Origin of the sequence: Actinomyces sp. SKVG-SVH-4(1) (assembly GCF_048514265.1) — a bacterium.
Taxonomy (GTDB): Bacteria; Actinomycetota; Actinomycetes; order Actinomycetales; family Actinomycetaceae; genus Actinomyces; species Actinomyces oris.
This window is the reverse complement of sequence record NZ_JBGEVE010000013.1, coordinates 18628-42404: the sequence shown is the minus strand read 5'-3', so window position 1 is coordinate 42404 and position 23777 is coordinate 18628. Positions and strand designations below refer to the sequence as shown.

22 protein-coding genes, 1 tRNA gene and 1 pseudogene are annotated in these 23777 nt (G+C 67.4%); 13 read left to right on the top strand and 11 right to left on the bottom strand.

The window, feature by feature from the left end; all coding sequences use genetic code 11:
• Window positions 1–22: 22 nt before the first annotated feature.
• The gene (locus AB7V09_RS10495) at window positions 23–859 is read right to left on the bottom strand and encodes a MerR family transcriptional regulator (protein WP_419143714.1); all 837 of its coding nucleotides are present in this window, start codon (window positions 857–859) and stop codon (window positions 23–25) included.
• Window positions 860–1049: 190 nt separating this feature from the next.
• Between AB7V09_RS10495 and AB7V09_RS10490 the strand changes: the two genes are divergently transcribed.
• The 5 genes from AB7V09_RS10490 (at window position 1050) to AB7V09_RS10470 (ending at window position 4859) form a co-directional block, all read left to right on the top strand.
• A complete protein-coding gene (locus AB7V09_RS10490; protein WP_419143713.1) occupies window positions 1050–1799 on the top strand; it encodes a hypothetical protein in 750 nt (249 codons plus the stop codon).
• A gap of 119 nt (window positions 1800–1918) precedes the next feature.
• A complete protein-coding gene (locus AB7V09_RS10485) occupies window positions 1919–2257 on the top strand; it encodes an S-adenosylmethionine decarboxylase family protein (protein WP_279013055.1) in 339 nt (112 codons plus the stop codon).
• A complete protein-coding gene (locus AB7V09_RS10480) occupies window positions 2254–3024 on the top strand; it encodes a hypothetical protein (RefSeq protein WP_279013054.1) in 771 nt (256 codons plus the stop codon). The genes AB7V09_RS10485 and AB7V09_RS10480 overlap by 4 nt, the downstream gene beginning before the upstream one ends.
• A gap of 52 nt (window positions 3025–3076) precedes the next feature.
• Entirely contained in the window at window positions 3077–3322 is a 246-nt protein-coding gene (locus AB7V09_RS10475) for a DUF350 domain-containing protein (protein WP_003780291.1), read from the top strand.
• Window positions 3323–3332: 10 nt separating this feature from the next.
• Window positions 3333–4859: a polyamine aminopropyltransferase gene (locus AB7V09_RS10470; protein WP_419143712.1), complete on the top strand. Its 1527-nt coding sequence runs from the start codon at window positions 3333–3335 to the stop codon at window positions 4857–4859.
• 96 nt (window positions 4860–4955) lie between these two features.
• Here the strand turns inward: AB7V09_RS10470 and AB7V09_RS10465 are convergent, their stop codons facing one another.
• From AB7V09_RS10465 to AB7V09_RS10455, 3 genes are all read right to left on the bottom strand, one after another.
• Entirely contained in the window at window positions 4956–5315 is a 360-nt protein-coding gene (locus AB7V09_RS10465; RefSeq protein ID WP_419143711.1) for a hypothetical protein, read from the bottom strand.
• 59 nt (window positions 5316–5374) lie between these two features.
• Entirely contained in the window at window positions 5375–5884 is a 510-nt protein-coding gene (locus AB7V09_RS10460) for a flavodoxin family protein (RefSeq protein WP_419143710.1), read from the bottom strand.
• Between the two features lie 192 nt (window positions 5885–6076).
• Window positions 6077–6985 (bottom strand): neutral zinc metallopeptidase, encoded by a 909-nt coding sequence (locus AB7V09_RS10455; RefSeq protein WP_009747567.1) that lies wholly within the window; start codon window positions 6983–6985, stop codon window positions 6077–6079.
• A 150-nt stretch (window positions 6986–7135) separates the two neighbouring features.
• On the opposite strand from AB7V09_RS10455, the gene AB7V09_RS10450 reads away from it, so the two are divergent.
• Window positions 7136–8191 (top strand): quinone-dependent dihydroorotate dehydrogenase, encoded by a 1056-nt coding sequence (locus AB7V09_RS10450; protein ID WP_419143709.1) that lies wholly within the window; start codon window positions 7136–7138, stop codon window positions 8189–8191.
• A gap of 40 nt (window positions 8192–8231) precedes the next feature.
• Here the strand turns inward: AB7V09_RS10450 and AB7V09_RS10445 are convergent, their stop codons facing one another.
• Complete coding sequence (locus AB7V09_RS10445; protein WP_419143708.1) at window positions 8232–8840, bottom strand: DUF3043 domain-containing protein; 609 nt, start codon at window positions 8838–8840, stop codon at window positions 8232–8234.
• Between the two features lie 41 nt (window positions 8841–8881).
• On the opposite strand from AB7V09_RS10445, the gene AB7V09_RS10440 reads away from it, so the two are divergent.
• Both AB7V09_RS10440 and AB7V09_RS10435 read left to right on the top strand, forming a co-directional pair.
• Window positions 8882–10270, top strand: coding sequence for a dipeptidase (locus tag AB7V09_RS10440; protein ID WP_419143707.1), 1389 nt, complete (start codon window positions 8882–8884; stop codon window positions 10268–10270).
• Between the two features lie 40 nt (window positions 10271–10310).
• A complete protein-coding gene (locus tag AB7V09_RS10435) occupies window positions 10311–11561 on the top strand; it encodes a glycerate kinase (RefSeq protein ID WP_419143706.1) in 1251 nt (416 codons plus the stop codon).
• 43 nt (window positions 11562–11604) lie between these two features.
• On the opposite strand, the gene AB7V09_RS10430 is transcribed toward AB7V09_RS10435, so the two are convergent.
• From AB7V09_RS10430 to AB7V09_RS10410, 5 genes and pseudogenes are all read right to left on the bottom strand, one after another.
• Entirely contained in the window at window positions 11605–12618 is a 1014-nt protein-coding gene (locus AB7V09_RS10430; protein ID WP_419143705.1) for a LacI family DNA-binding transcriptional regulator, read from the bottom strand.
• Between the two features lie 198 nt (window positions 12619–12816).
• Entirely contained in the window at window positions 12817–13746 is a 930-nt protein-coding gene (locus tag AB7V09_RS10425; RefSeq protein ID WP_419143704.1) for a sugar ABC transporter permease, read from the bottom strand.
• Window positions 13747–13773: 27 nt separating this feature from the next.
• Window positions 13774–15348 (bottom strand): ABC transporter permease subunit, encoded by a 1575-nt coding sequence (locus AB7V09_RS10420; RefSeq protein ID WP_314884087.1) that lies wholly within the window; start codon window positions 15346–15348, stop codon window positions 13774–13776.
• 90 nt (window positions 15349–15438) lie between these two features.
• Window positions 15439–16695: pseudogene (locus AB7V09_RS10415) on the bottom strand (sugar ABC transporter substrate-binding protein).
• Window positions 16696–16837: 142 nt separating this feature from the next.
• A complete protein-coding gene (locus AB7V09_RS10410; protein ID WP_419143703.1) occupies window positions 16838–18064 on the bottom strand; it encodes a glycosidase in 1227 nt (408 codons plus the stop codon).
• Between the two features lie 189 nt (window positions 18065–18253).
• On the opposite strand from AB7V09_RS10410, the gene AB7V09_RS10405 reads away from it, so the two are divergent.
• The 5 genes from AB7V09_RS10405 to def all read left to right on the top strand — a co-directional run bounded on the left by AB7V09_RS10405 (window position 18254) and on the right by def (window position 23096).
• Window positions 18254–19573 (top strand): deoxyguanosinetriphosphate triphosphohydrolase, encoded by a 1320-nt coding sequence (locus AB7V09_RS10405; protein ID WP_419143702.1) that lies wholly within the window; start codon window positions 18254–18256, stop codon window positions 19571–19573.
• A 68-nt stretch (window positions 19574–19641) separates the two neighbouring features.
• A complete protein-coding gene (dnaG, locus tag AB7V09_RS10400; protein ID WP_419143701.1) occupies window positions 19642–21657 on the top strand; it encodes a DNA primase in 2016 nt (671 codons plus the stop codon).
• A 50-nt stretch (window positions 21658–21707) separates the two neighbouring features.
• Window positions 21708–22274, top strand: coding sequence for a hypothetical protein (locus AB7V09_RS10395; protein ID WP_419143700.1), 567 nt, complete (start codon window positions 21708–21710; stop codon window positions 22272–22274).
• Window positions 22275–22364: 90 nt separating this feature from the next.
• Window positions 22365–22439: transfer RNA gene (locus tag AB7V09_RS10390), tRNA-Asn, on the top strand.
• Window positions 22440–22604: 165 nt separating this feature from the next.
• Entirely contained in the window at window positions 22605–23096 is a 492-nt protein-coding gene (def, locus tag AB7V09_RS10385) for a peptide deformylase (protein ID WP_004564721.1), read from the top strand.
• A gap of 97 nt (window positions 23097–23193) precedes the next feature.
• On the opposite strand, the gene AB7V09_RS10380 is transcribed toward def, so the two are convergent.
• A complete protein-coding gene (locus tag AB7V09_RS10380) occupies window positions 23194–23694 on the bottom strand; it encodes a DUF3145 domain-containing protein (RefSeq protein WP_004564722.1) in 501 nt (166 codons plus the stop codon).
• Window positions 23695–23777 lie beyond the last annotated feature (83 nt).

Genomic DNA, 23777 nt, shown 5'->3' with positions numbered 1-23777 from the left:
CAGGCGTGCGAGCGGCGCTCACTTAGCTGGGGTGCCATCGGTCGATCGCGGTGAGGAACTCCCGTTCCAAGGCCCGGGTGAGCCGCGCATCGGGGTACCCCGTGGCTCCGATGAGGCTGAAGAGCCCCCGGACCGCATCGGTGTCGACGCTGCTGGCAAGGGCTGCAAGGCGCTCAGGCGGCAGCCGGGCCTCCATCCGGGAGACCATGACCTGGGCGCGCTGCTCGATCTGCGCCTCTGACATCTCGGTCGGCTCCTGGGAGTAAAGGGCCAGTGACTCGGCGTCGTAGTCAGGATCCGGGTCCACGAAGAGGAACTCCGCCTCCGGCGGCATCTGGCCGCGATAGCAGGCCAGGTCGGTCAGGTCCCGCTCCTTGCGCACGGCGCAGCGGGTGGCCTCATCGGCAGCGGCCTGCTCCAGCCGGTCGAAGAAGGCCGCCATACGCGGGGACATCGGTGAGACCGTCGAACCGGCTTTGGCTCGCTCCAGCAGGCCGGTGAGCATGTCCCTCTGCCTGGCGACCTCGGCCAGGTGATCCTCCACGGCGGCCAGTGCCCCGGCCAGGTCCTCGACCACGGAGCCGGCCGCCGCGCGTGCTTCAACCGTTCCGGCCGCGGGCGCGTCGTCGGGTTGCTCGACGCCGGTGGCCTCGGACTCGTCGAGGACGCGCCTGATGGTCTCCAGGGACACACCGGCCTGGACCAGCCAGCGGATCCGGGAGAGCCGGGCGACGTGGCTCAGGTCGTAGTCGCGCCAGCCGCCCCGTTCGTCAGGGACTGGAAGCAGACCCAGCGAGTGGTAGTAGCGCACCGTGCGCACGGTCGTCCCGGTCAGCTCGGCGATCTCGGCAACGCGCATGGGGACAGTCTCACACGGCACCCGGATCCTGAGCCGTTCGGATCCACGTAGTGGGGCCGGATCATGGGGAGTGCGATCCGTTTGCCGGGACATGCCCGCGTTGCTACTGTGCCCGCGTGATGACAGGCGGATCAGGTACCGACGGCGGCAGTGGCGCCCCGTCTTGCTCTCCGCAGGCGGGAGGGTCCTGGTGAACGGCACGCGAGGCAACCTGCAGGTCGGCGACCTGCTCCAGGGCACTGCAGGCGCCCTGTCAGTCACAGGCTGCCTGCTCTTCAAGGAATGGGACTCCCAGGACCACTGCTTCTACTACTGGGAGGAGTGGCAGCTCATCGGGGCCAGCAACGCCGACACATGGGTCGAGATCGACCACGATCCTGGCGAGGTCCTCTTCTACGAACCCGTTCGTCTCCAGGAGACGATCGAGCCGTGGACCCTGACCGTCGGCCAGACGATGCCGCTGACGATCAACGGCGTCCTGCACCGGGGCATGGTTGAGGAGGTGACCACCGGCACCCTCGAGAACGTCATCGGTTCCCCGGTGTGCCCGCTCAACATCGGCGAGACCATGACCTACGCCGAGGTGCGGCTGACGGACCCGGCCGGCGTGACCAGCAGGCTGACCATCGACAGCCACCGTTTCCGTGACCTCCTGGCATACCGCAAGACCTCCTTGTCCACTGCGCAGCAGAAGCAGCTCTTCGGGCGGGTCCTGTACAACCGCCGATCTGCCCCTGGAAGAACCGGCCGGAACATCGGATGCGCGGTCGTCGCCGCCCTCGTCAGTATCGTGCTCGTCGGCGGACTGTTCTCCGCCTGCTCCAACCCCAGCCGCTTCAGTGGCGACGCCGATCCCACCAGCACCTCGCACTCGGGCTCTTCACGGGGCTATCGTCACCGCCCGGTCTATGGGGGCGGCGGAGGCGGAGTCGGCAAGTAGGTCGCCCCATCGGTGACGGGCTTCCCGCCATGTGTTGTCGACGGCGGGGGAGTGAGGATGGGGACCTCAGCCCGTTTGTCGGCTGTCTGCCTCGTTGCTACCGTGCTCGCGTGAGTGCGGTGAGCCTGTGTTCCGTCAGCTACAAGATCAGTGGCGCTGAGCCGTATGCGCTCAACGATCTGTCCACCATGGAGTCGATTCTCCTGACTGCCGCCCAGACGGCGGGACTGACTGCCGTATCCAGCGCTCACCACCGCTTCGAGCCCCAGGGACTGAGCGCCGTCATCATTCTGTCCGAGTCGCATATCGCCGCCCACACCTGGCCCGAGTCCGGCACCGGCTACGTGACGCTCACCAGCTGCCGCACACTGACCCCCGCCCAGATCGAGGCCGTGGGGGAGCTGGTGCGCAAGCGCCTGCGGGCCCAGCAGGTGACCAGCTCGGGGATCACGCTGTGAGTGTCAGAAGTGATCTGAGAGTCGGTGAGACGCTTCGGGGTTCCCTGAGGAAGAAGCGCCGCTCCTACACCGTCATGGGGCGAGTTGTCCTCAAACGACGGGATCAGGGAGGTCGGCGCTTCGTCAAGCGGGAGCAGTGGCGCCTGATCGACGACGAGGGTAAAGAGCTCTGGCTGGAGATCCGTCGAGACACCAACAAGGTGGTTCTTCACGAGCCGGTTCCTGTTCAGCCGGCGATTGACCCGCTCACCCTCGAGGTCGGTTGGAGCCGGAAGCTGAGAGTCCGCGGCCGGCCGTGCACCGTCGAGGTCACGAATGTGCGCCGTGCTGAGATCGACCACGAGACCGGGGCCATCGATCATTCCCAGGGGGCTCTCACTGCGACGACGTGTGCCGAGCTCCGCGTGGTGGAAGCGCACGGCTCGATCTCCACCATGGTGGTCGATGCACATCGCCTCCACGCCCGAGAGATCTACAGCGAAACAGGTCTGTCCTCCTCGAAGCAGTACAAGGTCTTCGGTAGGCCCGTGACCCGACCGTGGTGGATACCCGGTTTCATGCGAAGGTTCTGGCGGTGGTTCCCCGCGGCGATCTCCGGGACGAACGACAGCGTGTGGGTCCCCGTGTTCTGGATCGTCCTGATGTTCGTGGCGCTGGTGCTCGCCGAGCTGATCGATGAAGATGAGGGTTTCTTTCCCTCAGGAGGCGGCGTCCCCTTCCGGAACCGCTCGGTCTACGGCGGCGGGGGCGGCGGCGTCGGAAAATGACCTGGAGCCCACTGACTCACCCCCCTCGACGGTCATACACGAAGGAGAAGACATGTCGCTCATGACCATCGCCCATCACTCATCGGTCGACCTCAACTGGCAGTCACTGCTGAGCACCATCGTCTACGCGGTGCTCGGAGTGGTCCTGCTCATGGTGTTCGCGCTGCTGGTCAACCGCATCTTCCGCCTCGACCTCAGACGCGAGCTCATCGAGGACCAGAACATCGGCCTGGGGGTCGCCTTCGCCGGCACGGCGCTCGCGATCGCCATCATCATCGCCGCCACCATCCTGAGCTGAGCCGCACACCATGACCCACGGCCGAATCGGGCGACGGGAGAACGTCGCCCTGTTCACTGCGGCGCTGCTCGCCGCGATCGGTGGGCTCATCTACGAGCTCATCCTGGGCACGGCCGCCTCCTACCTCCTGGGCGACTCCGTGCTCAGCTTCAGTCTGGCCACCGGTATCACCCTGTTCGGTATGGGTATCGGCTCACTGCTGGTCAACCGCTTCCGTGCAGCGCCGGCAGTCGTCTTCGGTGTCAGCGAGGTGCTCCTGGGCCTCATCGGTGGCAACTCCGTCCTCCTGCTGTACCTGGCCTTTGGGCGCACCCGCCTGCACTGGGTCGTCTTCGGCGGCATCAGCCTGACCATCGGCATCCTCATCGGCCTGGAGATCCCGCTGCTGGTGCGGACCTTCGCCGCCTTCGGGCGCCGCTCGACCAGCGAGCTGCTCGGCAAGGTCATGGCCATCGACTACTTCGGCTCCCTGGTGGCCTCCCTGGTCTTCCCCCTGGTGCTCCTCCCGCAGCTCGGCCTCATGCGCGGGGCCTACCTGGTAGGCGCCCTCAACGTCCTGGTCGCTCTGCTCGTCCTGCTCCAGGTGCGCACACCTCGGAAGATCCTGTGGGCGGCCACCGCCGCCGTTGTGGCACTGGTGGGCATGTTCGCGGCCGCCAACCGCATCGAGCGCAGTGTGGAGGCGCTGACCTACAACGACCCGATCGTCTACTACCAGCAGACCGCCTACCAGAAGGTGGTCCTCACCCAGTATCAGGACGACCTGCGCCTGTACCTCAACGGCCAGCTCCAGTTCTCCAGCCTGGACGAGGCCAGGTACCACGAGACCCTGTCCGCTAGTGCCATGACCTCGGTGAAGGAACCCGCCCACGTGCTCGTGCTCGGCGGCGGCGACGGCCTGCTGGCCCGGGAGATCCTGCGCTACCCCAGCGTCACGGACGTCACCATCGTGGACATCGACCCTGATGTCACCGAGCTGGCTCGGAGCAACCGCCTGCTCAAGGACCTCAACCACGCCTCCCTGTCCGACCCCAGGGTGAAGGTCGTCAACGATGATGCCTTCACCTACGTTCAGGACTCCAAGGCGACCTACGACGTCGTTCTCATCGACCTGGTCGACCCCTCCAACGAGAAGCTCGCCAAGCTCTACTCCACCGAGTTCTATCGGAGCATCGAGGCGCGGCTGGCACCCGAGGGCGTCATGGTCACCCAGGCCACCTCCACCTTTTTCTCACCCCACGCCTTCTCCACAGTGGCCAGCACCGTCGCCGCCGCTCAGCCGGATCGACAGATCCTGCCCTTCTCCACCAATATCCCCTCCTTCGGGGAGTGGGGCTTCGTGCTGTCCACCAGGACGCCGCAAAACCTCATCAGCCAGCCGCTTCCCAAGGGGCTGACCTACCAGGACCGGAAGACCCTGGAGTTCATCATGCGAACCAAGCCGGCCCGCACCGAGTTCATGGAGCCCTCCACCCTTCTGCATCCCCGGATCGTCGAGGTCTACAACCAAGACATGCGTCAGTGGCGCTACTACTGAGCCACCTGGGAAGAGACGGCGAAGCCGGTTCGGTCTGAATCGTCCCGAAGCGACTTCGCCGTCGCCCTGTTGCCGCATTGCGGCGGCCGCCTCAACTCATCTCAAGATTCTGATGGACAGCCAGGCGGCGATTCCGCCGATCATCACGCAGCTCATGAGGGACACGATGACCGCCATGCCGATGATGAACAGATAGTGCATTGCCGCCAGTGTTGCCAGCCAGATGAGCGTGACACGAGCAGCGCGAGGAAGTGCCGTCGCCAGGCATGCTCCGGCTGCGACGATCACCAGCCCGCTGACGGCGAAGGACATGAAGCCGGGGTCAGTGACGTCGACGGGCTCGAGGGTCGCTCCCCAGACGATGATGAGGAGACCACAGACGGCCAGGCATGCTCCGGCGATGCTTCGTCCGCTCAGCTGCTGCCGGGCCGACTTGTCCTGATTCGTTGCTGTCATGTTGCTGTGTTTCCTTTCGATGATGCGATGCGCAGTCGTTGTCGCGGGGGCGCCTGTCGCTATCCGGTCTTCGCCGAGTCCGCGAGCTCGCGTCCCCAGCTGCGTGCGTGGGTCTCCTGGCCGGTGGCCAGCGGGCCCTTGTTCGCCGTGACCACGAAGCTTCTGACCGACACCGTCCGCCGACCCTGACGCCGCTGTAGCGTCTTGGCGATCGCCTTGGCCGCTGAGCCGCTGAGCCAGCCCTTGGAGATGACCGTGTCGAAGGCGGCGACGCTGAGAGCGGCTGGAACCTCTGCGTCTCCCAGCCACTCGCTGATCCCCGGGGAGTTGTTGCCCGGCCCCGCCTGCGCACGGGCCTTGGCCCGCGTAGCCGCAGTGGGCAGACCCCGGTTGTGAGTGGGGGCTGCCAGGACGAGCAGATCCAGGTCCTCGGGCAGAGCGCCTGGCGCCTGGGCGACGTCGACCATCTGCGCCTCGACGCCGCCCTCGATCAACCCGGCGGCAACGGCCTCGGCGATGGCCCGTGTATTGCCGAAGCAGGACTCAACAATGATGAGTGCCCTGGTCATGGTGTCCTCCTGAGAACTGATAACGGCGCTGTCGCTGGTGGCTCGGGTGTCATGAGCCCACTGTCGGGTGTGACGCCACGTCGCACGCAAACGGGGCCCGCCGCTCTCAAGGCGGCGGGCCCCGTCAGGCCGAGAGGATCGGTGGGGAGGAAGGACGAGCCGGGGCGACGAACAGCGTCGCCGCGGCTCGTCTCAGAGCTGGGAGGCGTCGACGGCGAAGGTGTTGCAGGCCTGCACTGAGCCGGAGTTCATCCCGGTGGTGAACCAGCGCACACGCTGCTCGGAGGATCCGTGGGTCCACGTGTCGGAGTCGACGTGCCCCTTGGCCCGCTCCTGGATGTGGTCATCACCCACGGCCTCGGCCGCGCCCAGCGCGCCCTTGATCTCCTCACTGCTGGGACGATTGAGGAAGGGCTTGCCGGTGTCCGGGTCGGGGGTGGAGGAGGCGTGGTTGACCCAGATCCCCGCGTAGCAGTCCGCCTGGAGCTCCAGTCGCACCGAGTCCGACGTCGCACCGCTGCCTGAGCGGTCGGCCTTGGCCATCTGCCCGGTCAGGTGCTGGATGTGGTGGCCGAACTCGTGGGCCACGATGTACTCCTCCGCCAGGGGCGTGTCAGCGGCCCCCAGGGAGCGCTCCATCTCGGAGAAGAAGCTCATGTCCAGGTAGACCGTCCGGTCCCCTGAGCAGTAGAAGGGACCGACCGCCGAGGAGGCGTTGCCGCAGGCCGAGGAGATCTGGGTGCCGTCCCACAGGACGAACTCGGGCTTGGCGTACTTGAGCCCCGCCTGGGCCGGCAACTGCTCGGTCCACACCGCGTCGAGGGACTCCGCGGTGGCCACCATGCGGCACTGGGTGTACTTGTTGGCACTGTCCCCGCTGGTGCACACGGAGGTGTCGATCGATGAGGCCGTCGACGTCGTCGTCCCGGTCTGCTGCTGCGCTCCCAGCATGGACGTCAGGTCCACTCCCGTGAGCTGGGAGATGAGGACGACGGCGATGACGGTCAGGATCGAGCCGCCCCCGATCATGGCGCCCCGGCCTCCGCCGGAACGGGTCTGGACCCGGTTGGGGTCGAGCTGGATATCGCGGTTGAAGGACACTGGCCACCTCTGAGAACACGCCTGCAATGAGGCTCGGACGAAGCCCACGCTACCGTGACACCACCACCGGCGCGAAGCGTGGACACCGAGGAGAATAACGGCGGGACCCTGCACAGTCCCTGGAAGGCCTGGTCGGGGTAGCCTGATGCCGTGCTCTACGACCTGCTGTACAAGACCGTGCTCACCCGTATCGACCCCGAGCTGATCCACGACGTGTGCCTGGACGCGATCGAGATCACCGGCAAGGTTCCCCTCGTCAGGGACGTGGTGCGCCAGATGTGGGGGCGCAGGCCGGTCTTCCCCGTGCCCTCGGCCAACCAGGGCGGCCCCTTCGCCCGGCCCGTGCCCGGAATCCTGGGGCTCGCAGCGGGCATGGACAAGGAGGGGCAGGCCGTCGAGGGCCTGGACATGCTCGGCTTCGGCTTCATCGAGGTCGGCACCTTCACCGCCCACCCCCAGGGCGGCAACGACAAGCCCCGCATGTGGCGCTACCCGCAGATGCGCGCCGTGCGCAACCGCATGGGCTTCAACAACTCCGGGGCGGATGAGGCCGCCAAGCGCCTACGTGCCCTGCGCCGCACCCCGCGGGGACGCTCCATCGTCGTCGGCGCGAACATCGGCAAGACCAAGGTGACCCCGCTCGAGGAGGCGGTGGAGGACTACCGCTACTCGGCCGCGGCAGTGGCCCGCTGGGTCGACTACCTCGTCGTCAACGTCTCCAGCCCCAACACCCCCGGGCTGCGCAGCCTGCAGAGCGTTGAGACGCTGCGACCGATCCTCGAGGCGGTCCGTGAGGCCGCCGACCGCGCCGCCAGGCGGCACGTCCCGCTGCTGGTCAAGATCGCCCCGGACCTGGCCGACGAGGACATCGACGCGGTTGCGCAGATGGTTCTGGACATGGGGCTCGACGGGGTGGTGGCCACCAACACGACCATCGACCACGACCTGGGGGAGGGCGGACTGTCCGGCGCCCCACTTCTTCCCCGCGCCCTGGAGGTCGTGCGCCGCCTGCGCTACGGGCTGGGGCAGGAACCCACGATCATCGGCGTCGGCGGCGTCTCCTCCGTCATGGACGCCGAGCTCATGCTCGACGCGGGAGCGGACCTGCTTCAGGCCTACACGGCATTCATCTACAACGGTCCCGCCTGGCCGGGGCGCATCAACCGGGCCCTGGCCACCGGCTCCGCCGCCCGGGCGACTGCCTGAGCCCCAGGTCCGGGGCCGGCCCACAGCGGACCGGAACGGATCAGGACGGGTACTGACCCCGACTGACCAGGGCGGCGGGACGGCGCCAGCGCCGCAGCATGAAGCAGCGCGACATGATGTAGAAGAGGATCGTCCCCTCGTCCTTGACCCGCTCCTGACCGAACTTCGCGGTCAGGCGGCGGCGCAGGCGCGCCCAGCACCAAACGGCGTCGGCGATCGCCAGTAGGAGGTAGCCGTTCATCGCCAGCACTGTGTAGAAGCTGACGAGCGGGTAGTGGGGCAGGATGCGACTGAACCCGAAGGAGATGATGAGCAGGACGAAGATGAGGGGCATGAAGTACTCGCCCAGATTGAAGCGCGCATCAACGAAGTCGCGGATGTAGCGCTTGATCGGCCCCTTCTCCCGCGACGGGAGGTACTTCTCCTCACCGGTGAGCATGGCCTCGTTCTGACGCTTCCAGGCGGCGTCGCGGGCCTCTCGCGCCTCCCGCTTGGCGGCCGCACGGTCCTTGGGGACCACGGGGTGCAGGTTCTTGGCCTGCTGGTCCTTGCGCCGGGGCGTGGGGCGTCCCTTGCCTCCGGGCTTGGGGGAGGGCTCGGCCACGGGCTCCGGCTCAGGGGTCTGGCTGCGCTTCTTGAACAGGCTCACGGTGCCAAGACTAGCGGCAGCGGCGCGATACCCTGAAAACCATGATCACCGTTGATGCCGTGCGCACCGCCGTGCACACCTCCATGCCCACCATCGTCTCCGACCTGACGGACCTGGTCGCGATTCCCTCGGTCTCCGCCTCCAGCCACGACCAGTCCCAGGTCCAGCGCTCCGCCGAGGCCGTGGCCGCGCTCCTGCGCGACAGCGGTCTGGATGCCGAGGTCCTTTCGGTATCCGCCCCCGACGGCACCCCCGGCCGGCCGGCCGTCCTGGCCCACAAGGCCGGCCCCCAGGGCAGCCCGCACGTCCTGCTCTACTCCCACCACGACGTCCAGCCCGTCGGCGACCCGGCCGGCTGGGACCAGGCCGACCCCTTCACCGCCGAGCGGCGCGGGGAGCGGCTGTTCGGGCGCGGAACCGCTGACGACAAGGCCGGCGTCATCACCCACGCCCATGCCCTGCGCATCCTGTCCTCCCTGGCCGACGGCGAGCTGCCCTGCTCCGTGACGGTCTTCATCGAGGGCGAGGAGGAGGTCGGCAGCCCCTCCTTCGAGAGCTTCCTGACCACCCACCGCGACCGCCTGGCCTCCGACGTCATCGTCGTGGCCGACTCCTCCAACTGGAAGGTCGGCATCCCGTCCCTGACCACCTCGCTGCGCGGCGTCGTCCAGGTCGATGTCCGTCTCGACATGCTCGACCACGCGCTTCACTCCGGCATGTACGGCGGCCCCGTGCTGGACGCCGCCACCGCCATGTGCCGACTGATCGCCTCCTGCCACGACGAGGCCGGTGACGTCGCCGTGGCCGGACTGGTCAGCCGGTCCCAGGCCGACGCCGACTTCCCCGACTACCCGGAGGCCGACTTCCGCGCCGACGCAGGCATTCTCGACGGCGTCGAGCTCTCCGGCACCGGTGACCTCACTGCCCGGCTGTGGACCAAGCCCTCGCTGACGCTCATCGGCATGGACGTCACGCCCCTGGAGCTGGCCGGCAACGTCCTGACCCCCTCGTGCACGGCCCGGCTCTCGCTGCGCATCGCTCCTGGGCAGGACCCGGCCGCGGCCCAGGAGGCCCTGGTCGCCCACCTGGAGAAGCACGTGCCCTTCGGGGGCCGGCTGACCGTCACCGGCCGTGAAGCCGGGCCCGCCTTCGACGGCTCCGAGGTCACGCCCGCCTCCGAGGCCGCTCACTGGGCCCTGTCCACCGCCTGGGACACCGAGGCCGTCAACATCGGACAGGGCGGATCCATCCCCTTCATCGCCACCCTCAAGGAGACCTTCCCGGGTGCCCAGGTACTCGTCACCGGGATCGAGGACCCCGACACCCGGGCCCACAGTGAGAACGAGTCCATGCACCTGGGCGAGCTCGAGCACATCGTGGTCGCCGAGGCCCTCCTCCTGGCCCGTCTGAGCGGCGCCATCGGCTCATGACGGCCAGTGCTCAACGCGCCCGCCACCGGAGAACGAGCCCATGAAGGTTCTCCTCGCCCCTGGCGGGCTGTGGCCCGAGCCCGCTGGAGTGCCCCTAGCGGGCTCGGGACCAGGTCTCGCCCCGGGCCGGGTCGCCTCCTGTCTGGCACGGGGCTGGCGGGCGGCGCGCCCCCATGACGCCCTGACCCTGCTGCCCATAGCGGACGGCGGACCGGGCTCGGCCCAGGTGATCGCCCCCGATCAGGTCGCCTCCCGGGAGGTCATTCAGGGGCGGGGCCCGCTCGGACAGGTCAGAGAGGTCGACCTGGTACGTCTGGTCCCCAGGGCGGCACGATCCGGGAACCGGCACCCCGCAGAAGCGAGCACCTGGTTCCTGGATTCCGCCCGTCTCCTGGCGCTTCCCTCAGATCCCGATGAGGCGGCCCAGGAGGCGCTGGAGGGCAGCTCCTCCGGCCTGGGAGGAGTCATCGGAGCCGCCCTGAGCCGTACCGGCCCCTTGGACACGCTCCTGGTGGGGATGTCGCGCTGCGCCGTCCACGACGGGGGCATCGGAGCCATCGATGCGCTCGGCGGCCTGCGAGCGGCCAAGGACCTGCTGTCGCATCGCAGCCTCGGACTCGTTCTGGCCGACGACATCGCCCTGGGAGGCATGAACGGCGCCGGGGCGGCCCTGGCGAGCACTACCTCCATCAGTCCTGAGCGGGCCCAGGATCTGGACCGCCGTGCCTGCGCCCGGGCGATGGAAGTCGTCAGCGAGGCTCAGGATCTCGATGCCGGTGCCGTCGGCCCACACAGGCCACTGCCTGTCGTCTCCGCACTCGACGACGCCGGGCCGTCCGCCTTCGCGCACGTGGCGGATCTGGATGGAGCGGCTCGCCTGAGCGTGTCGACCTGGGGGACCGGGGCAGGCGGAGGCAGCGCCCTGCTGCTACGGGCCCTGGGAGCCTGGGCGCGGCCCGGGGCGCGAGTCATGGCTGAGCTCGTCAGTCTCAGCGATGCCGTCCAGGGGCAGGACCTGGTCGTCACGGCCTGGGGAGAGCTCTACGACGTTCTGGCTGACGGTGTCGTGGGTGTCGTCGGCCAGCATGCCGCCTCACAGGCACAGCCGTGCATCGTGGTGTGCGGGCGCTGCGCAGTGAGTCGCGGCGAGCTGGCCGCAGCCGGCGTCACCAACGCCTACGGGATGCAGGAGGCTCACGCCGCCGAGCCCTGGGAAGCGACTGACTCCCACGGGCTGGAGGCACGGCTGGTAGACCTCGGCTCCCGACTGGCCCGCACGTGGTCGCGCTGACCGGATGCTTCACGCCGGGGCGCGGCTGCGGGCTGCGGGCGGCTCAGTCGATGGGGGCCGCGGCGGTCGAGTCGCGCACGATGAGGTCGGGGGCGAAGAGCATCTCGGTGTCGGCCGGCCGCTGCCCGTTGAGCTGCGCGAGGAGCGTGGATACGGCCGCTCGGCAGATGGACTCCACGGGCTGACGTACCGTGGTCAGCGGCGGGTCCGTCATGGGGATGAGTGGCGAGTCGTCGTAGCCGATGACGGAGACGTCATGAGGTACTGACCTGCCCGTCTGGCGCACCCCGTGGACCACTCCCAGGGCCATGACGTCCGAGGAGCAGACGATGCCGGTGCAGCCCTGCTCCAGCAGGTGCAATGCTGCGCCGACCCCGCCCTCGTAGGTGTAGAGCGTCTCCATGATCCGCAGTGGCTCCTCGGGAAGGCCCTCGCTCATGGCGTCCTCGTAGCCGGAGCGCTTGCGCTGAGCCGGCACCATGCGCATTGGCCCCATGGCCAGGCCAATGCGTTGGTGGCCCAGGGCGATGAGGTGATCCACCGCGATGCGGGTCGCCCTGCGGTCATCGGTGGCGAAGCCCGGTGCCTTGATGGTCGGCGCGTTGCCGTTGATCGTCACCAGTGGTACGCCGCGCTCACGCAGGCGCTGGTAGCGGGTGACGTCACCGGTGGTGTCCGCGTGGCGTCCGGAGACGAAGATGATGCCGGCGACACCGCGGTCCACGAGCATCTCGATGTACTCGTCCTCGCTGATACCGCCGGGGGTCTGGGTGCACAGCAGGGGAGTGTGCCCGGAGGGTGCCAGGAGCTGCTCGATCTGCTGGGCGAACAGCGGAAAGATCGGGTTGCTCAGCTCGGGCACGATCAGCCCCATGAGACCGCGGGAGGTCTGGTGCACCGACTCGGGCCGCTCATAGCCCAGGATGTCGAGCGCAGCGAGTACCTGCCGACGGGTCGAGTCAGCCACGTTGGACTTTCCATTGAGCACACGGGAGACAGTTGCGGTGGAGACGCCCGCCTGGTCGGCGATGTCAGTGAGAGTGAGTCTCTGTGGCATGAGTGAATCCTACGAAGAACGGTCAGGATGGAGGGGCTGACTCGCCTGAACCGACAGCGGATCGTCGCGTCCCTCCACTGACCATCATCGCAGGTCATGTACCGTTTGTTGGAATCCGGGACGGTGAGGTGGCGCTGTCGGCCCTGCTTCCCGGCCGATGGGGCGGGGGGAAGGATGCGTCAAGGCGCCTGGCCCTGATCAGCCCTTGACCGCGCCCGAGATCGATCCGCCGACGATGTAGCGCTGCAAGTACTGGAACAGGGCGATCACCGGGGCCATGGTGAGGACCGCTCCGGCAGCGAAGATGCCCAGGTTGTTGGAGCGGTCGCCGACGAGCATGCCGTAGAGCCCCACTGCGAGCGTCTTCTGGGAGTTGTCGGTCAGAATGATCGAGCCCAGGAGGAACTCGCTGATGACACCCACGAAGGCCAGCAGGAAGGTGGTGGCGATGATCGGCTTGAGCGTGGGCAGAAGGATGATGCGGAAGACCTGCCAGTGCGTGCAGCCGTCGATGATGGCGGCTTCATCGAGCTCGCGGGGAATCGTGTCGAAGGTTCCCTTGATGAGCCACACCTGCCCCAGTGCTCCGCCCATGAGCGCCAGGCTGTAGCCGGCCAGGGTGTTGAGGCCGAGGAAGGGGACGACCTGGCCGATGTCGGAGATCATCGTGTAGATGGCGATCATGGACAGGATCGCGGGGAACATCATAATCAGGAGCAGGGCGAGCAGGCCGCCGCGGCGCCCGGTGAACCGGAACCGGGAGAAGGCATAGGCCCCCAGCAGGGACAGGAAGACCTGAGCGGTGGCCACCACTGTGCAGATGATGATCGTGTTGAGGTACCAGCGCAGGAATGGGCCTCGTGCGCCGGACAGCAGGTTCTGGTAGTTGACCAGGCTCACCTTGGTGGGGATCAAGCCGGTGGATGCCACCGTGCCCAGGGGGTTGAGAGAGGCGGAGATGACGTAGAGGACGGGGAAGGCTGCGAAGACCAGGGCAATGACGCCGACGACGTGTCTCCAGCCGATCTCCCGGAACCAGCGTGAGAACGACATGTGATTCTCGACGACGGTGCTCTCCTCGGAACCCTTGGATGCGGACTGGGGCACGGACTGCGATGAGGTGCTCATGATGATGTTCTTTCCGAGGTCGGCTGGTCAGTTGACGTCTTCGAGCTTCTTGGTGGCTCGGAACTGCAATGCGGCCAGGACGCCGGTGACGGCGAACAGGACCACGGAGACGGCCGAGGCGAATCCGAAGTCCGAGCCGGCACGGCCGAAGGCGATGCGGTAGACCATGGAGATGAGGATGTCGGTTCCGCCGCGCGTGTACTCCCCGGCCGGGAAGGGCCCACCCTCGGTCAGCAGTTGGATGGCATTGAAGTTGTTGAAGTTGAAGGCGAAGGTGCTCACCAGCAGAGGGGCGACGGCGACCAGGAGCAGTGGGGTGACGATGCGCCATGTGGCCTGCATACCACTGGCGCCGTCCATCTTGGCCGCCTCCTTGACATCGCCGGAGATGGACTGCAGAGCGCCGGTGCACACGATGAACATGTAGGGGAAGCCCATCCACGTGTTGGTGAGCAGGACGGCGATCTTGGCCATGGTCGGGTCAGACAGCCACGGGATACTGAGGTGCATCATCCGGTTGATGAGGCCGAAGTCCTGGTTGTAGAAGTTCGACCACACGAGCAGCGAGATGAAGCCGGGTACGGCGTAGGGCAGCAGGAGGAAGGAGCGGTAGAGCTTCTTACCCTTGATGCGATCATCATTGAGGGTGAGCGCCAGGAAGAAACCGAGGCCGAAGGTGAGCAGCACCGAGCCCAGGGCGAAGATGATGGTCCATGCGAAGGCCTTGAGGAACTGGGAGGCCAGGTTGCCCTCAGTGAAGAGCCGCGAGTAGTTGGCCAGACCCACGTTCTGCTTCCAGGACTGGGCCAGCCTCTCTCCCTCGGCGTTGACGAAGTGCTCGGACAGCCCCACCTTCTTGACCGAGTAGACGTCCCCGGTGGCGGTGTTGGTAATGGTGTCGGAGGACTTGTTGTAGACCATCCGCTTGGTTCCCTCGAAAGCGGTCCGGATGCCCTGAACCTTGACCGTGGTCTTGTCCGTGAAGGGAACCGACATGGCGCTGATGTCCTCGTAGGCAGTGTTGATCTGCCTGGGGGACAGGATCGTGTATCCCTCCGCCTTGGTCACCACGCCGTTGTCGACGGTGACGGTGCTGGCGTCGACCTTCTCTAGCTTCTTCCCGTCACTTCCCCGCAGCACCTCCTTGGTCTGCGGATTGACGAGGAACAGTGAGAAGGGGCCCTTGGTGACGTCGCCGTCGGTTGCGACTGACAGACCATAGGTGGGAGAGTCCTCGGTGCGGACCATGGAGTTGTTGGTGATGGAGGCGATGGCCTCCTCCTTAGTCCCGCGATACCCGTCCCCGAAGTTGGTGAAGGAGGTTTGAATGGTCAGCACGATGGGGACGATGAGGAAGACGGTGAGGAAGAACGTGCCGGGGAAGAGGTACTTGGCGGGCACGAATCTCTTGGTCGAGTACAGCAGGAACATGGCCCCCGTGGTCAGGACGACGATTCCCAGCCACAACCACATCCGATAGGCGATAAGAAGTGGGACGAGGTAGATCGCTGCGACCAGCGTGAGGGACAGCACGATGATGCGACCGACGAGACCTCTGATGGTCGTGGTCTTCTCCCTCGGGGTGGTGGATGCGGACGTCATTATCTGCGGGTCCTTTCCAGAAGTGGGAAAGCAGTATGAGGAATATCCGGGTGCGTGGAGAAGCGTTCCGCTCTTCGGCGTCGAGGCGGTTTACGAGCCCTTGATCGACGCCTTGATGGTCTGGCCGACCCCGGTCATGGTGCTGGCGGGATCGGCCCCACCGACGATGTTGGCCTGAGCGCGTCCAAGGGGTTCCCACACTGAGGACATGGCGGGGATCGCGGGCATGGGGTCGGCCTTGGCGGAGAGCTCCGCGAAGGTGACCATGTCGGGGTGCTCCGCCTTGAGCTTGTCCGCGAGGTCCTTCTGGGCCGGGGGCAGCTCGTTGGTGGGGAACATCGATTCCGCGAAGGTCATGTCCTTGGCCGCGTCGGCCACGAAGGTCTCGGCGAAGGCCTTGTTCTTCCCGTTGGAGGCGACATAGAAGCAGTTGACTCCGACGAAGGGGCTCGCCTGACTGTTCTTGATGTCTTTGAAGCCCGGAATCCGAGCGAGCTGGTAGTCGATACCGGCCTTCTTGATGTCCGCCAGGGCCCATGGCCCCGAGATGAGGTAGGGAGCCTTACCATCGGTGAACAAGGAAATGTGGTTGGCGGCCGTGACCGACTTCCTGAGGACTCCCTGCTGGCCGAGCTGGCGGATCTTCTCCGCGGCCTTGATGGATCCCTCCTTGCCGATACCGAGGTCATTGGGATCGTAGGAGCCGTCAGGGTTCTTGCCGAACATGTAGCCGCCGGCGGCGGTGTAGATCGGCTCCATGTTGTAGGCGTCGCCCTTCTCGTCGACGACCTGCGACAGGACGAGCTCGGTTCAGGCCGCCTTGCCGGCCTCGATCATCTCCTCGATGCTGGCCGGCTGGGTCACTGAGGTCAGTGCCTTGTTGACGAACAGGCCCAGGCACTCGACGGCGTAGGGCGTTGCGTAGATCTGGCCGTCGTAGGTGACCGCCTTGAGCGCGATGTCGGAGTAGTTGGATTCGGCCTCGGGGCTCAGAACGACCGGCCGGATCGCGCTGTTCTGCACCAGGTTGCCGATCCAGTCGTGTGCGCCGAGGACGATGTCAGGGCCGTTGCCGGCCTGGTTGGCGGTGATGAAGTTGGGCTGCAAGTCATTGGCGACGGTCTGGACCGCCACCGAGATGCCCTGCTGCTTGCCCCAGGTCTTGGCGATCTCCTTGAGGGAGTCCGCCTTCTTCTGATCCGCCCAGATGACCAGATCGGCATCGGAGCCGCCTGCCGAGGCGTCAGATGCCTGTGAGGCAGCGCCGCCCGAGGCCGCCGTACCCGCAGTATTGCGCGAGCCGGAGCAGGCGGCCAACGTTGGCACGGTGGAGGCCAGAGCGGCCATCGTCAGGAAGGATCGGCGGGTGGGTGCCACAGGGATTCTCCTTCGAATCAGATCCGCAGCGAGGAGTTCCTCGCCTGGCACCATAATTTAATCGGCTTATGTAAAGAATGCAAGAGACCAATGAAACTTGCATCCGTGTGCCCTAGGCAACGGTTGTGGCCTCCAGCCACGTTGTCGTCGCCGGGGGCACGAGTAGACGCCCCTCCTCCTGGCGCAGGGGCTGGGAGGATAGGAGAACCTTGGCCTCGGCCGGCAAGGTGACGGGGGAGTCGGAGGTGTTGACGACGACCAGGACGCCACGCACCAGGAAGGAGAGGGTCTGGGGCGGGCACCACTCCAGCCCGGTGACGAAGGCCAGAGGAGCGCAGGCCAGGTTGTACTCGTGCCGCACGTGGGCCGCGTGGCGCACGGTCGCAGTCGGAGAGCCGAACTGAGAGGACTGCACCTGCGTGTGCTCAGCCACCATGTCGGCCAGCTCCAGGGGAGCGGTTGGCTTGTCGGAGTCGGACAGGGCGATCTCATCGCCCTGACGTAGGTAGAGCGAGCCGGGCAGGGCCAGCATCATGGCCTGCAGGGCGAGCCCTCGACGCAGCCGTTCATCGCGGTTGACGGAGTACCAGCGCTGCCCGTCGCCCGGATCCAGGTGCTCGGAGAGAATGTGGGGAGGCAGGAATCGCCAGGTGGGGGGTGCCCCGAAGCGGTCGTGCTCGTCCAGCGACCGGGTCAGGTGGGACGTGAGCGACCCGGCGTTCCACCGTGTCAGTGTCAGACAGTCGTCGCGTAAGTGGTGCACCCAGTCGTCCTGGAGGTGATGACGCAGTGACTCCGGGTAGTCGGCGGTCACGTCGGCACCGATGATGCCCTCGTCGACGTACTCGGCCAGCTGGCCGTGCAGCATGGCGCAGTAGGTGCTGAGTCGATCCAGCCGGATTCCGCTGGTGAGTTGGGGAGGCACGATCGTGCCCAGGTCGATGCCGGCCGCACCGGCCTGCAGGTAGGCCTCCGAACGGCGCAGCAGGTCGTCAGCGGCGCCTTCGAGGCCGGTGACGAAGCCGGTGGTCTGCGTGGCGTAGGGTCCCGTGATCGGACCCAGCGCACCGGAGATGCGCACGATGGTGCGCAGCCCCTGCTCCCCGGCCTCGTCGATGAAGCGGCGGATCGAGTCCATCTCGGTGTCGATGTCGAGCAGGCTCGGACGGATGAGTACCGCGTCCATGCCCAGGTAGCGGGCGTGCTTGATGATGGGATCGGTGTGGTCCAGCTCGGCTGCTCCCAGGGCAGGTGAGGGGATCTCGTAGACCAGTGCGTGGCGCCACCACTCTTCCGGACCGTCGTAGGGTCGGTGAACGAGGGTTGTGGTGGTGGTCACGGCAGGTGTCTCCCTTCCACCGGGTGTGCGCCCGGGGACTTGACGTCCAAGAAGTGATTCATCGATGTGAGGAGGGTGCGTGGTGACCACAAGCTGGAGGGATCGGGTACCGGTGCTCCCCTGGGATGGTGTCGGAGGTGTCGGAATGGTGACGACCATGGTAACCCGCTTCTGCGCTACCTTGTGACTATGTCAGCGCAGAAATCTGGATCCGAACCTGTGCGTATCGACGGACGAGACGCCCTTGACCTGTCCGGGTACCGGGTGCATGACGTGGAGCGCTTCGTTCACGAGCAGGCGAAGAATCCCCAGCGCACCCCTTTCGAACGCGACCGGGCCCGGGTCCTGCACTCCTCGGCGCTGCGGCGCCTGGGGGCCAAGACCCAGGTGCTGGGGCCCGCTGCTGACGACTTCGTGCGTACCCGGCTCACCCACTCCCTGGAAGTGGCGCAGGTGGGGCGCGCCCTGGGACAGGCGCTGGGATGCGACCCCGACGTCGTCGACACCGCCTGCCTGTCCCATGACCTGGGTCATCCTCCCTACGGGCACAACGGTGAGAAGGCGCTCGACGTCGTGGCCCGCCAGATCGGGGGCTTCGAGGGCAATGCCCAGACCTTCCGGATCCTCACCCGGCTGGAGCCCAAGACTCTTGACGCGGCCGGGCGGCCGGTGGGCGTCAACCTGACGCGGGCCAGCCTCGACGCCGTCGCGAAGTATCCGTGGCTCAAGGGGAGGGGGCCGGGTGGACCGAGCGGGCGCAGTGCGCGCAAGTACTCCGCCTACGACGACGACGCCGAGATCTTCGCCTGGATGCGTCAGGGGGCCCCGGAGGACAGGCGCTGCATCGAGGCGCAGATCATGGACCTGTCCGACGACGTCGGCTACTCCGTCCACGATGTCGAGGACGCGATCGCCCTGGGGCGCCTGGATCCGGCCTGCCTGACCGACCCCAAGGAGGTCGATGAGCTGCTCGAGGCCACGCGGGCCTGGTACGGCACCGACCTGAGCGCCGACGCCCTCGGGGCGGCTTTCGACAGGCTGGCCGGCCGGCCCTACTGGATCCGCTCCTACAACGGCTCGGTGGCCGACGCCGCGCACCTGAAGAATCTCACCAGTGAGATCATCGGACGCTTCGTCTCCGCGGTCGCCTCCGCCACCCGCCAGACCTATGGCAATGGGCCCCTGACCCGTTACGAGGCCGAGCTCGTCATCCCCGAGGAGACGGCCGCGGAGATCCTCCTGCTCAAGGGCATCGCCGTGCGCTACGTCATGGAGCCGAGGGAGCACGAGCCGGTCTACCTGCGTCAGCGAACCCTCATCTTCGACCTCGCCGACGTCCTCATGACCGGCGGCGGGAAGGGAATCGACCCGGTTCTGCTCGATGTCTGGCACCGGGCCGAGAACGATGATGCGCGCCTGCGGGTGGTGGTCGACCAGATCGCCTCCCTGACGGACACCTCCGCGCGGGCCTGGCACGCCCGGCTGTGCGGCATGTTCTCCGAGGTCTAGCTGTTCTGGCCGGGGAGCCCCTTCAAGCCCTGGCGCAGGATGTCGGTGCCCTCGCCTACGATGGCCCTGTGGCGGGACTGATTAGGCGTGAGGACATCGAGGCGGTGCGCGAGCGCGCCAGGCTTGAGGACGTCGTCGGTGAGCACGTGACCCTCAAGAGCGCCGGCGTCGGCTCGCTCAAGGGGCTGTGCCCCTTTCACGACGAACGCACCCCCTCCTTCCACGTCCGCCCCCAGCTCGGTTACTGGCACTGCTTCGGCTGCGGTGAGGGCGGTGACGTCATCACCTTCATCGAGAAGATCCACCACCTCGGATTCGCCGAGGCCGTCGAGTACCTCGCTGACCGCACCGGGGTCCAGCTGCGCTACGAGGAGGGCGGCGCGGTGCGGCGCGGGGTCGAGCCGGGCACACGGCAGCGCCTTATGGACGCCAACCGCCTGGCCGAGGCCTGGTTCCGCGAGCAGCTCGCCACCCCGGAGGCACAGCCAGGGCGGGACTTCCTCACGTCCCGGGGCTTCGACCGCCATGCCGCCGCGCACTTCGGCGTCGGGTACGCGCCCGCCGGATGGGACAACCTCGCCCGCTACCTGCGCAGCTCCGGCTACACCGAGGCCGAGCTGGTTGACTCCGGCCTGTGCAGCCGGGGCGGGCAGGACGGGCGCCGCGTCTACGACCGCTTCCGCGGCCGCCTCATTTGGCCCATCCGGGACGTCACCGGAGCCACCGTCGGCTTCGGGGCGCGCAAGCTCTTGGAGGAGGACCAGGGCCCCAAGTACCTCAACACCCCCGAGACCCCCGTCTTCCACAAGAGCCAGGTCCTCTACGGGCTGGACCTGGCCAAGCGGGAGGTCGCCCGCTCCCACCGCATCGTCGTCGTCGAGGGCTACACCGACGTCATGGCAGCCCACCTGTCCGGGGTGACCACGGCCGTGGCCACGTGCGGGACCGCCTTCGGTGCGGACCACGTGCGGGTCGTGCGCCGCCTGCTAGGGGATGTGGACGACCCGGCAGCGGGGGTGGTCACCGGTCAGGGGCGAGAGGCCCGTGGCGGTGAGGTCATCTTCACCTTCGATGGTGACGCGGCCGGTCAGAAGGCCGCGCTGCGTGCATACGCCGAGGACCAGCGCTTCGCCACCCAGACCTTCGTGGCCGTCGACCCCGGCGGCCTGGACCCCTGCGACCTGCGCATGAAGGAGGGGGATTCGGGCATCCCGCGCCTGCTGTCCCGACGGGTGCCGCTGTTCGAGTTCGTCATCCGCACCTCCCTGTCCCACCTGGACCTGGACACCTCCGAAGGCCGCGTCCGGGGGCTGCGCTCGGCGGCGCCGGTGGTGGCCGGGATCCGGGACCGGGCGCTCAAGCGCGAGTACACCCGGCGCCTGGCCGGATGGCTGGGCCTGCCCGATGCCGAGGTCCACGCCGCAGTCCAGGCCGCAAGCAGGCGAGGGGCCCAGCCCAGCACGGCGCGGGGCGGCCAGTGGCCCGCCGATGAGACTGCCGGTCCCGATGCCGCCGCCCCCGTGCGGGGGCTGCCGCCGGTGACCGACCCTGTTGAGCAGCTCGAGCGTGAGGCCCTGGCCGTCATCATCCAGTTCCCGGTGGCGGCCCACCAGGCCGGCGCAGACGAGTTGGGGGCCGACTCCTTCGGCCAGCTCACCCACCGGGCCGTCTACGAGGCCGTCGCCGCCGCCGGAGGCACTGGGGAGGTGCCGGGGCTGGTCCAGCAGGCGGTGGCCGCCGGCATGGGGGAGCAGGAGGCGCAGCGCCGGGCCACGCTGCGTTGGCTCCAGCAGGTGCGCGACGGCGCCATCGGCCTGGTCGAGGCCGCCATCACCGAGCTCGCCGTGGCACCCCTGCCCCTGCCCACGATCCGGGGACGGGGCACCGAGGTGGACGCCTCCGGTCTGGAGCGCTACGCCAAGGGCGTGCTCGACTCCCTGGCCGTCATGGGCATCAACCGCAGGCTCGTTGAGATGCGCTCACGCCACCGGCGGATGTCGCCGCAGGAGGAGGGCTACCGCGAGCTGTTCTCCCAGATCGCCGCCCTCGAGCAGCGCCGCATGCAGATCAGGCAGGGGACCTGAGACCAGGCGGTGGCCCACGTCGGCGAGCAGGTGCAGGTAGCCTGGCGGTCATGCCGATCCTGCGCCGTCGTCAAGGCACATCCACCCGCTCCACCGCCACGCTTCCGCTGGAGATGCGCGAACAGCTGCGCGAGCCCGCCCTGGGGGCCGTTCCCCTGGACGCGGAGGGCTCGACATGGGCGGTGGCCACGGCAAGCTCCCTGGTGGTCTTCAACGGGCGCAGCAGGCCCGAGACCCACCCCTGGGACGAGGTGGAGCAGGGGAGCTGGGACGGCCAGGACCGCGTCTTCACCCTGACGTGGACGCAGCAGGACCGCGAGGACCTTGCCTTGAAGGTCCCGGCCGGAGTCCGCAACGGCGATGCCTACGTCTCAGCGGACGTGGCCCCCTTCGCCAAGGCCCTGCGCCAACGGGTCGAGGCCGCCATCATCCACAGCGCCGTGGCAACACTCCCCAGCGGCGCCACGGCCACAGCCAGCGTGCGTCGGCGCAGTGATGGCGAGCTCTACTCCGTCACCCGGCCACTGATCTCACAGGTCGACGAGGCGGAGGATCGCCGCACGCTTCGAGAGCTGGAAAACCGCGTCCGTGAGGGTGTGGGCCTGCCCACACGGTAGGATGTCCTTGGAATATCAGCGTTTCCTGTGCTTCACCGGATTCGACGTCGCCGCGGGATGTTGCTAAAGTTCACTGCGCGTCAAACGCATTCCTGCGTAGCTCAATGGCAGAGCATCCGACTGTTAATCGGACGGTTGCTGGTTCGAGTCCAGCCGCAGGAGCCACCAGGGGAGTCCTCGGTCGATCAGGCCGGGGACTCTTCCTTTTTCACATACTCGGCCCTGGGGCCAGGTGGCCTGTTCTCGATGATGCCGGTGCGGTGTGCGAGCAGCAGATCACGAGATGGGTCGAACATGACCGCGTCGCTGCGGTCATGGGAGGATGCCGCCATGGCATACCGCGACATCCGCATCATCGGCGACCCGATCCTGCGCACCGAGTGCGACTGGATCACTGACATCGACGACTCCGTCAAGGCCCTGGTTGAGGACCTGCTCGAGACGGTCGATGAGGACGGCCGGGCCGGCCTGGCCGCCAATCAGATCGGGATCGGTCTGCGCGCCTTCTCCTGGAACATCGACGGCGAGATCGGCTACATCCTCAACCCCAAGATCGTCGAGGTCTCCAAGGACGAGTACCAGGACGGGGACGAGGGCTGCCTGTCAGTGCCTGGCCTGTGGTTCCCCACGGAGCGGGCCTGGTACGCCCGTGCTGAGGGAGTGGACCTGGACGGCAAGGAGGTCGTCGTCGAGGGGGAGGAGCTCATGGCCCGTTGTATCCAGCACGAGTGCGACCACCTGGAGGGCCACCTCTACCTCGACCGCCTCGACCGCAAGAACCGGGCCAAGGCGATGAAGGAGCTGCGAGCGCAGGGACTGTAACGTCCCCAGGACGCAAACCGGGTGGGGCAACAGGTTGCGAGACCTGTTGCCCCACCCGGTTTTCAGCAGGCGATGAGGCGTCCTGTGCTCGGCGTTCCTAGCCGACGCGGTGCAGCCAACGCACGGGCGCGCCGGCTCCGGCGTAGCGGAAGGGCTCGAGCTCGTCGTCCCAGGCCTGTCCCAGAGCCAGGTCGAGCTCGCGGCGCATCCTGTCAGGATCAGCCGCGTAGACGAGCGCGGCACGGATCCGGTCCTCGGGCACGACGACGTTGCCGTGAACATCCGTCTGTGCGTGGAAGATGCCCAGGTCCGGGGTGTGGGACCAGCGGCCGCCGTCGGTGCCGACACTCGCCTCCTCGGTCACCTCATAGCGCAGGTTCGCCCAGCCGCGCAGGGCGGAGGCAAGGCTGGCTCCTGTTCCAGCGGGCCCCACCCAGCTGGTCTCGGCCCGCATCATGCCCTGGGCCGCAGGCTGCTCGGTCCAGTCCAGGTGGACACGCGAACCGAGCACCTCGGCCGCTGCCCACTCGATGTGGGGGCAGAGCGCCCGAGGTGCTGAATGCACGAAAAGTACACCGCGGGTGTAGGCACCGATCATGAGTATCGCCTCCTGGTTGGTTTCGAGATTCGCCTTCCCCAACGGTCTCGACCCACAACCGGGCTCATGTCATGACGTACGCG

Excerpts from the sequence above, each read along its gene's own strand:
- AB7V09_RS10495 (WP_419143714.1), bottom strand. The coding sequence starts at position 859 with ATGCGCGTTGCCGAGATCGCCGAGCTGACCGGGACGACCGTGCGCACG.
- AB7V09_RS10475 (WP_003780291.1), top strand. The coding sequence starts at position 3,077 with ATGTCGCTCATGACCATCGCCCATCACTCATCGGTCGACCTCAACTGG.
- AB7V09_RS10470 (WP_419143712.1), top strand. The coding sequence starts at position 3,333 with ATGACCCACGGCCGAATCGGGCGACGGGAGAACGTCGCCCTGTTCACT.
- AB7V09_RS10465 (WP_419143711.1), bottom strand. The coding sequence starts at position 5,315 with ATGACAGCAACGAATCAGGACAAGTCGGCCCGGCAGCAGCTGAGCGGA.
- AB7V09_RS10460 (WP_419143710.1), bottom strand. The coding sequence starts at position 5,884 with ATGACCAGGGCACTCATCATTGTTGAGTCCTGCTTCGGCAATACACGG.
- AB7V09_RS10440 (WP_419143707.1), top strand. The coding sequence starts at position 8,882 with ATGATCACCGTTGATGCCGTGCGCACCGCCGTGCACACCTCCATGCCC.
- AB7V09_RS10435 (WP_419143706.1), top strand. The coding sequence starts at position 10,311 with ATGAAGGTTCTCCTCGCCCCTGGCGGGCTGTGGCCCGAGCCCGCTGGA.
- AB7V09_RS10430 (WP_419143705.1), bottom strand. The coding sequence starts at position 12,618 with ATGCCACAGAGACTCACTCTCACTGACATCGCCGACCAGGCGGGCGTC.
- AB7V09_RS10425 (WP_419143704.1), bottom strand. The coding sequence starts at position 13,746 with ATGAGCACCTCATCGCAGTCCGTGCCCCAGTCCGCATCCAAGGGTTCC.
- AB7V09_RS10420 (WP_314884087.1), bottom strand. The coding sequence starts at position 15,348 with ATGACGTCCGCATCCACCACCCCGAGGGAGAAGACCACGACCATCAGA.
- AB7V09_RS10405 (WP_419143702.1), top strand. The coding sequence starts at position 18,254 with ATGTCAGCGCAGAAATCTGGATCCGAACCTGTGCGTATCGACGGACGA.
- AB7V09_RS10395 (WP_419143700.1), top strand. The coding sequence starts at position 21,708 with ATGCCGATCCTGCGCCGTCGTCAAGGCACATCCACCCGCTCCACCGCC.
- def (WP_004564721.1), top strand. The coding sequence starts at position 22,605 with ATGGCATACCGCGACATCCGCATCATCGGCGACCCGATCCTGCGCACC.
- AB7V09_RS10380 (WP_004564722.1), bottom strand. The coding sequence starts at position 23,694 with ATGATCGGTGCCTACACCCGCGGTGTACTTTTCGTGCATTCAGCACCT.